This is a genomic window from Corynebacterium sp. 13CS0277 (genome assembly GCF_002994655.1).
Lineage (GTDB): Bacteria > Actinomycetota > Actinomycetes > Mycobacteriales > Mycobacteriaceae > Corynebacterium.
The window spans coordinates 77,367-84,707 of sequence record NZ_PPDL01000017.1 but is presented as its reverse complement, the minus strand read 5'-3'; the positions used below and the strand labels follow the sequence as shown (position 1 = coordinate 84,707).

General features: G+C 67.6%; 9 protein-coding genes. 3 read left to right on the top strand and 6 right to left on the bottom strand.

Annotated elements, in window-relative coordinates; all coding sequences use genetic code 11:
* The 4 genes from C1Y63_RS08620 to C1Y63_RS08605 all read right to left on the bottom strand — a co-directional run.
* Positions 1–686 (bottom strand): hypothetical protein (locus tag C1Y63_RS08620; RefSeq protein ID WP_146128909.1); only part of this gene is annotated, 686 nt, incomplete at its 3' end.
* A gap of 128 nt (positions 687–814) precedes the next feature.
* Entirely contained in the window at positions 815–1,498 is a 684-nt protein-coding gene (locus C1Y63_RS08615; protein ID WP_106016050.1) for a GNAT family N-acetyltransferase, read from the bottom strand.
* Positions 1,499–1,513: 15 nt separating this feature from the next.
* A complete protein-coding gene (gene glp, locus C1Y63_RS08610; protein WP_106016049.1) occupies positions 1,514–2,767 on the bottom strand; it encodes a gephyrin-like molybdotransferase Glp in 1,254 nt (417 codons plus the stop codon).
* Positions 2,768–2,908: 141 nt separating this feature from the next.
* Positions 2,909–3,832: a UTP--glucose-1-phosphate uridylyltransferase gene (locus tag C1Y63_RS08605; RefSeq protein WP_106016048.1), complete on the bottom strand. Its 924-nt coding sequence runs from the start codon at positions 3,830–3,832 to the stop codon at positions 2,909–2,911.
* A 605-nt stretch (positions 3,833–4,437) separates the two neighbouring features.
* Between C1Y63_RS08605 and C1Y63_RS08600 the strand changes: the two genes are divergently transcribed.
* The 3 genes from C1Y63_RS08600 (at position 4,438) to mscL (ending at position 6,355) form a co-directional block, all read left to right on the top strand.
* Positions 4,438–5,019: a 5-formyltetrahydrofolate cyclo-ligase gene (locus C1Y63_RS08600; RefSeq protein ID WP_158256126.1), complete on the top strand. Its 582-nt coding sequence runs from the start codon at positions 4,438–4,440 to the stop codon at positions 5,017–5,019.
* A 47-nt stretch (positions 5,020–5,066) separates the two neighbouring features.
* On the top strand, positions 5,067–5,801 hold the full coding sequence (locus C1Y63_RS08595) for an SAF domain-containing protein (protein ID WP_106016046.1): 735 nt from the start codon (positions 5,067–5,069) through the stop codon (positions 5,799–5,801).
* 146 nt (positions 5,802–5,947) lie between these two features.
* Positions 5,948–6,355, top strand: a complete 408-nt coding sequence (mscL, locus tag C1Y63_RS08590) for a large conductance mechanosensitive channel protein MscL (RefSeq protein WP_106016045.1) — start codon at positions 5,948–5,950, stop codon at positions 6,353–6,355.
* Between the two features lie 183 nt (positions 6,356–6,538).
* Here the strand turns inward: mscL and C1Y63_RS12535 are convergent, their stop codons facing one another.
* Together C1Y63_RS12535 and C1Y63_RS08585 are read right to left on the bottom strand one after the other, a co-directional pair.
* The gene (locus tag C1Y63_RS12535; protein ID WP_146128908.1) at positions 6,539–6,721 is read right to left on the bottom strand and encodes a hypothetical protein; all 183 of its coding nucleotides are present in this window, start codon (positions 6,719–6,721) and stop codon (positions 6,539–6,541) included.
* A gap of 9 nt (positions 6,722–6,730) precedes the next feature.
* Entirely contained in the window at positions 6,731–7,291 is a 561-nt protein-coding gene (locus C1Y63_RS08585) for a molybdenum cofactor biosynthesis protein B (protein WP_106016044.1), read from the bottom strand.
* Between the last annotated feature and the right edge of the window lie 50 nt (positions 7,292–7,341).

The window sequence follows — 7,341 nt, the reverse complement described above, 5'->3', positions numbered from 1 at the left end:
GGGCCCTCATCATCCTTCTTCTTCTTTGATTTCTTGGTGTGCCGCAAAGCACCCTTCATCACGGCCTCCCCCTGGGCAATAAACCCATCAAGCAGACCCTTCGTCGTCGGATCACACTTCGCCGTCAACGTGTACAAGCCATCAGCGTCCGTGGTGCTACTCCAGTGCAAGCTTTCCGCCCCCGGCTTCGCAGGCTCACGATCAGAAGCCGGCTCCTGCCGCTCCTTCAACATCCGCTTCGCGTCCTTGATCGGCCGGCCAGCCACCAGGCGGGCCAACTCCAACCGCGCGGCGGGATCCTCCGGGGTGGTTTTCCCCTCATTGGCTTTCACCACCGCAGCATTGATGTCGTCCACTGTGGCGTCACTCAACTGCCCACCCAGGTGCATGTCGCGGAATTCTGCCTGCGCTGCGCGCTGGTCTTTCCGCACCGGCTTGTACATCGACGCACCCCGGGTGATGAGCTTCTTTGCTTCCCGGGTGGGCACAGCGTAGAGCTCTGCGAGGTAGTCCTCGGTGCGCGGGGAGCCGACCTCGTCACCGGCGTGGTCTTGATCGGCGTAGTAGGCGTATTCGGCGAGGAGGTGTTGGGCAGCACGAAGCTGCGGCTGCGCTTGTTCCATCGCTGCGCGCCGCTGTTCGGAGGTCATGCTGGGCATGGCCTTAGTGAGGCTGATCCAATCCATGCCGCACACCCTAAGAGCACGGCAACCCGGAAATCTAGGGGTCAGTTTTCTGCCTGTGGATAACCCACCCCGCCCACACCGTGTGCGCTGGTGGGAGGGGACGCGAACCTTGGTCCACAGGCCCCTTTTTAGTAGCGCAGAGTGCCGCGGCGCTGGAGGCGCGCCACCGCACTGGTGGCGTAGTCGTCGTCCACGAGGGACACCTGCACGTGGTCGAGCCAGTGGCCGTCGATGTGGAGGCTGCGGCGCAGTAGCCCCTCGTGACGGAAGCCGACGGCGTGGAGAACGCGCCCCGAGGCGGGGTTATTCGGCAGGTAGGTGGCGGTGATGCGGTGCAGGCCCACCCGGTCGAAGGCGTGGTCGACGGCGAGCGCCACCGCTGCTTGGGCGACTCCCTGCCCGGTGACTCTGCTGGACACCCAGTATCCGATCCAGCAGCTCATGGAGGTGCCGCGTTCAATGCCGCCGAGGGTGAGCTGCCCGGCGAAGGCACCGTCGACATCGATGGCAAGCGGCAGCAGTGCCCCCATGGCAGCGAGCCTGCGTTGGGTCAGTAGCTGGTGGTTGTAGGCGCTGCGGCTGTGCGCGGCACGCCAGGTGCCCTCCACCGTGGGCTCGACGGGCCGGATGAGCTTTTCGTCCTCGAGGCGCAGGTCCCGCCAGCGGGGATAATCTTTCGCCGCCAGGGGGCGCAGTTGCACGTGGGCGCCGCAGCCCAGCAGCACTTGGGAGGTGCGGGCCGGCCAGCCGGGATGCTCAGGCGATTCCTGCAGGGTGACGAGGCGGCGCAGCACATCACGCACGGTGTTCACGCGTGGCTGCCTCGCCTAGGCCCGTTGAGAGAGGAAGAGCACGTCGACGACGTCGCCGGGCTGGATGAGTTCCACGTTGTCGGGCACCCGGATGATGGCGTTGGCTTCGCCCATACCGGCCAGCAGGTGGGCGGGTGCGCCCGTGGCCCCGGAGAGTCCTTGGACGAGGTAGTCGGAGGTTTCCGCATCGCGCATGAGTTTGGCGCGCACGTAGCCGCGGCGACCGAGGCGGGATTGGATGCGGCCGACGCTGCGGGCGCGCACGTAGCGGCGCTGGGTGGAGGGCTTGCCGAGGGCCTGGCGAATGACGGGCCGGATGAAGATCTCGAAAATGACGAGCGCGGAGACGGGGTTGTTGGGCACGAGGAAGACGGGGGTGCCGCCGATGACGGCGAAGCCTTGCACGGAGCCGGGGTGCATGGCCACGCGGGTGGTATCGACGTCGCCCATCTCTGCCAGCACGCTGCGGATGAGTTCGGAGCCGGCGCCGCCGACGCCGCCGGAGATCACCAGGATTTCGCTGCGCAGGAGTTGCGCCTCGATGATGTCGCGGAGCCTGCGGGGTTCGCCCTCGATGATGCCGACGCGGTGGACGTCGGCCCCGGCTTCCCGGCCGGCGGCGGCCAGGGCATAGGAGTTCACGTCGAAGACCTGCCCCAGGGTGGGTTCCCGGTCAATGTCGACGAGTTCGCGGCCGACGCTCATCACGGACAGGCGGGGGCGGGGGTAGACCAGCACCTTGGAGCGGCCGACGGCGGCGAGCAACCCGATTTGGGCGGGGCCCAGAATGTCGCCCGGCTGGACGGCAACGTCGCCGGGTTCGATGTCAGCACCGACGCGGCGGATGAATTCCCCGCTGCGGACGGGTCGGGTGGGGCGCACGCGGGTGGTGCCGCGGTCGGACCATTCCAGGGGCAGCACAGCGTCCGCCAGGGAGGGCAGCGGCGCGCCGGTGAGCACGCGGACGGCCTGTTTAGGTTGCAGCCGCAGGGGCTGGGAGGAGCCGGCGGCGACTTCACCGACGACGGGGAGGGACACGTGGGCGGGGTTGAGGGGCTCCGCGCCGGACAGGGGGCGCTGCCCGCCGACGTCGACGGCGCGCACGGCGTAGCCGTCGATGGCGGCCTGCGCGAATCCCGGCAGTGGCCGGGTGGCCTCGACGTGTTCGGCGCACATGAGGCCAAGGGCCTCGGAGATGGCGATCCGCACCGGTTCAGGGGTGACCGGGGCGCTGGTGACGTGCACCAGTTGTTCTTCGACGGAGCGCATGACGTCTTCCCGCTCGTGTATCGGACAGGGCCAAAGCCACACGCCCGCAGCGCGGGCGGTGGACACATGCCTTGTAGTATCGCAGGATTTTCCCGCCGGCGTTTGGGCGTACACGCCCCGGGGTCCCTGCGCGGGGAGAATCTAGGCGTCGTCCGGGTTGTCTTCAGCCAGCCGTTGGGTGAGGTAGCGGCGCAGGCCGGGCGCGTACTGGGGGTCGCGGAGGGCGAAGTCGACGCAGGCGCGAATGTAGCCGCCCGGGTTGCCGAGGTCGTGGCGGGGACCGGAGTGCACGATGATGTGCACCGGGTGGCCTTCGTCGATGAGCAGGGCGATCGCGTCGGTGAGTTGGAGTTCCCCGCCGGCGCCCGGGGTGATGCGGCGCAGCGCGTCGAAGATGTCCCGGTCGAGGAGGTACCGGCCGGTGGCGGCGTAATTGGAGGGGGCGTCGGCGGCAGCGGGCTTTTCCACCATGCCGACCACGCGTTTGAGGTTCGGGTGCTCCGGGTCGTCGACGACGTCGAAGATGCCGTAGTTGCTCACCTCATCGTCCGGGACGACGCAGGCGCACAGGATGCTGCCGCCGACGCGGGCGCGGGCTTCCGCCATGGTTTCCATCACACCCTGCGGGAGGACCATGTCGTCGGGCAGCATGACGGCGACGACGTCTTCATCGTCGCTCAGTTGTTCTTCCGCGAGGCTCACCGCGTGCCCCAGGCCGAGGGGGCGGTCTTGGGTAACGGGGATCGTCTGGATGAGCCCGGGGGCGCGCCGCACCTTCGCCAGTTGGGCGTCCTTGCCGCGTTCCTCGAGGAGGGTTTCCAGCTCGGGGTAGGGGTCGAAGTGGGCGAGCACGCCCTGTTTCTTCGGGGCGGTGACGATGACCATTTTGCTCGCGCCGAGGCTGGCGGCCTCCGCGGCGATGACTTCGATGCCGGGGGTGTCGACCACGGGGAGGAGTTCCTTCGGCACCGTCTTGGTGGCGGGCAGGAAGCGGGTTCCCATGCCGGCGGCCGGCACGACGACGGTCTTAACGGACCATTTGTGGTCAGCGATCGGAAGATTCATGAGATTTCACTTTACCGTTGGGGCCGCACGCCCTTGAGGACGTTTGGGGCATCATCTTCGCCACAGTGGGCGCACACCTGCCGCGAAAGCAGGCGCCACGCGCCACCCGGAGGGGTGGGGCGTCACGGCGACAATGTGCTGCTCATCTGCAGCGCCGCACCCGCGCTGGCACATGCGCGCCGACTCGCCAGCCGGCGGCGAAATGTATGCGGAAAACACCGACATGTTTTGCCCCACACTGGCAGCGACTGTCATCTATGCTGTCATCGAGACCACCCCCGCCGCCCCACCCGACAGCCGAATTTCCGCACCGGCGACGCACACACGGGGCGGAGGCGGCGCGGGATGAGACTACTTTTGACGACACCTATGCGCCGATTTTAGCTAAACGGCGAAAAATATGGGTCCGATTTTAGGGTTTTTAGCTCCGCAGAGTAGGGCGCTTACCAGGAATTTTGCAATTATCGAGCCGGCAACGATAGATGGAAACGCATCAAATTGTGAAAGATAGCACCAACGGGCCGTACAGTGGGGGTATGGGCACCTCATCACAAAGCAAGGGTGTCAGAGTCAACTCAACGACACCATCCATTACCCGCGCCGACATGGCCGCCGCGAAACAGAATATTCGGGCACGGATCCGCGCCCGGCGCGCCGCGCACCCGCGCCCGGATTTGGACGAGGCCATCGCCGCCCACGCCGCGTGCATCGCGCACGGCGCGAGCCAGGTGGCCGCCTACTACCCCACCGCGGGCGAGCCCGGCGGCTGCGCGCTGCTGCCCGCGCTGTCTCGGCAGTGTCGGCCGCTGATCCCCCGTACCTTGCCGGGCCACGCCATGGACCTGGGCTGGGCGGACGGGCCTCTGATCCCCGCCCACTTTGGCGCGCAGGAGCCGGCCGCCGGCGGGCATTCCTTTTCGACCTGCGACCTCATCTTCGTGCCCGCGCTCGCCTGCACCCCGCAGGGGCTGCGGCTGGGGCAGGGCGGCGGATTCTACGACCGGGCGCTCGGCGGCGACAGCAACGTGCCGACGATTGCGCTGCTCTACGACGAGGAAGTCCTCGACGAGCTTCCCATCGAGGATCACGACATGCGGGTGTGCGGCATCATCACCCCCTCGGGGCTGATCTGGTGCGGCCCGCAGCTGGAGATGGAGATGCACCAGCCCTGCCGGCCTGAGGCCTAATCCTGCCGCGGGAACCATTTTTCGCGGCGCTCGTATCTCACTGACACATGAGCGATACAACCCACCACTATCCCGCCCCCAGCCCCTGGCGCCGCGAGGCCACTGCACCCACCACGACCCCCTCTCTCCTCAGCCGGCTGTCCCGCCGCCTGCAGGAGCCGACCCCGGATTTCCGGCAGCGGCTGCGACTGCGGCGCTTCGGCGCCCTCGCGCTCGTGGCACTGGCGGCGGTGGTTGCCACCGGCTCCCGCGTAGAGCGAGTACCCGTGGCCACCCGGGAGATTCCCGCCGGCACCCAGCTGCAGATGGGGGACGTCGAGTGGCGGGCGATGCCCGCCGGGACGGCGCCCCACGACCTGCCGGACGCGGAGGGCCTGGCGGGGGCGATTACGGCCCACGGGCTTGTTGCCGGGGACATTGTCACCGGTCTCGATATCATGGGCAGCCACCTGACGAACACCTTTGTGAGCACAAACACCAAAATCGGGGAAAGTCAGCCAGGCAACATGGTGCCGCTGCGACTCGCGGACCCGACATTGGCCCCCTTGTTGCACCACGGCGACGTCGTCGACATCGTCACCGCCGCAGAGAACGAACCCGCTCCGCGCGTCATCGCCGCAGGTGGAACCATCATTTCCACCGTTGGCGACGGCTCTACGGGTAGCACATCCTCTATCCTCGTGGCCCTGCCGGAGGCGGATGCGCGCGCTGTGGCGGCCACCGCACTGCACACCCCCCTTGCGGTTGTCATCACAGGGCCCCGGGCACACGCCGCCAGGTAAGCCCAGGTGCCGAACTACCGCTACCTTTGGTGTGCCCATTAGGCTTCAACCCACGAGCCGGGCGCAACCTTTGCGCCCACTGCTCCCGTTTTGTTAGGCCCACGCATGCGCGTGCCGGCCTTGGTCACTTCACAAGGAGACACCCCATGCTTAAGGGCTTCAAGGACTTCATCATGCGCGGCAACGTCGTCGACCTGGCTGTCGCCGTCGTCGTCGCCACCGCGTTCACCGCGATCGTCACCGCCTTCACCGACAACCTGATCAACCCGCTGATCGCCTCCTTCGGTGGTGCGAATGCCGACGGCCTCGGCTTCTACATCATTGCTGGCAACAAGGACACCTTCATGGACTTCGGTGCCGTGATCACCGCCGCCATCAACTTCGTGATCGTCGCCGCCATCGTCTACTTCCTCATCGTCGTCCCGATGAACAAGGTCAAGGCCGCTCAGGCTGCCCGCGCCGGCGCTGACGAGGCCGAGGAAGAGGAGACCGTCGCCATCGACACCCAGCTCCTCACCGAGATCCGCGACCTGCTGAAGACCCGCAACGTCTAAAGCACCTCCCCCACACTCGCACTACCCGCCGCGGTAGTGAGAGCGCGAGGACGCCGCTAAGCGCCGCACCCGCCCTTCACACAGGGCACCGGGTGCGGCGCGTTTTTCTTCTCCCGGCGAAGAAACACCCGCACCGTCGCACGAGCAGTCGTGACGGTGCGGGTGTGTGTCTGTGTGCGCGGCTTAGGCGCCGTGGTGGGGCGGGGTGTTCTCCTCATAGAAGCTGCGGGATAACCCGACGTCCGTGCGCGTCTGCGTCTCCCCCAGCCACGGCGGGGTGGGGTCGCCGCCACGGGGGACATCGGTGCGGGAGGGGGCCCGGCGCTGCCGGCGGCGGGGCGTGGGTTGTCCATGCGAGTCAGCCATCGGTGGGTGCTACTCGCAGGTCCACTGGTCGAGCTGGTCGAGCACGTGGTGCACCAGCGGCCCCAGGGTCGCCATGCCGTCGCGGATCGCGGAGCGCGAGGGCGCGAGGTTGACGATCATCGTCGACCCCGACACGCCCGCAATGCCGCGGGAGGTGCCCGCATCGATCGCGCCACACGCCAGGCCGCTGGCCCGCAGCGCCTGGGACACGCCGGGCAGAATCTGGTCGAGCACCACCCGCGTCGCATCCGGGGTCTTATTCGACGGCCCCACGCCCGTGCCACCAATGGTGAGCACGAGATCGGCGCCGCCCACCACGGCGGTCTCCAGGGCCTTGCGGATGGTCTTCATCTTCGGCTCCACGCCGAGTACCGCATCGACGGTGAACTCGGCCTCCAGGAGCAATTCCGTCACGAGGCGGGCGGTGTCTTGCGGATCCCCCACAGAGTCACCCACGAGCACCACGAGGGCGCGGCGCACCGCCTGCCCGGTCTCCATCGCGGCGAGCACCGCATCATCGGGCTCGGCAATCGCATCCAGGTCGACGGGGGTGGCGGGCGTGGTGTCCATAGCGGTCAATCCAATCGGAAAGGGTGAAACATCTACTCGGGTCCCGGGCG

Excerpts from the sequence above, each read along its gene's own strand:
- glp (WP_106016049.1), bottom strand. The coding sequence starts at position 2,767 with ATGCGCTCCGTCGAAGAACAACTGGTGCACGTCACCAGCGCCCCGGTC.
- C1Y63_RS08605 (WP_106016048.1), bottom strand. The coding sequence starts at position 3,832 with ATGAATCTTCCGATCGCTGACCACAAATGGTCCGTTAAGACCGTCGTC.
- C1Y63_RS08600 (WP_158256126.1), top strand. The coding sequence starts at position 4,438 with ATGGCCGCCGCGAAACAGAATATTCGGGCACGGATCCGCGCCCGGCGC.
- C1Y63_RS08595 (WP_106016046.1), top strand. The coding sequence starts at position 5,067 with ATGAGCGATACAACCCACCACTATCCCGCCCCCAGCCCCTGGCGCCGC.
- mscL (WP_106016045.1), top strand. The coding sequence starts at position 5,948 with ATGCTTAAGGGCTTCAAGGACTTCATCATGCGCGGCAACGTCGTCGAC.
- C1Y63_RS12535 (WP_146128908.1), bottom strand. The coding sequence starts at position 6,721 with ATGGCTGACTCGCATGGACAACCCACGCCCCGCCGCCGGCAGCGCCGG.
- C1Y63_RS08585 (WP_106016044.1), bottom strand. The coding sequence starts at position 7,291 with ATGGACACCACGCCCGCCACCCCCGTCGACCTGGATGCGATTGCCGAG.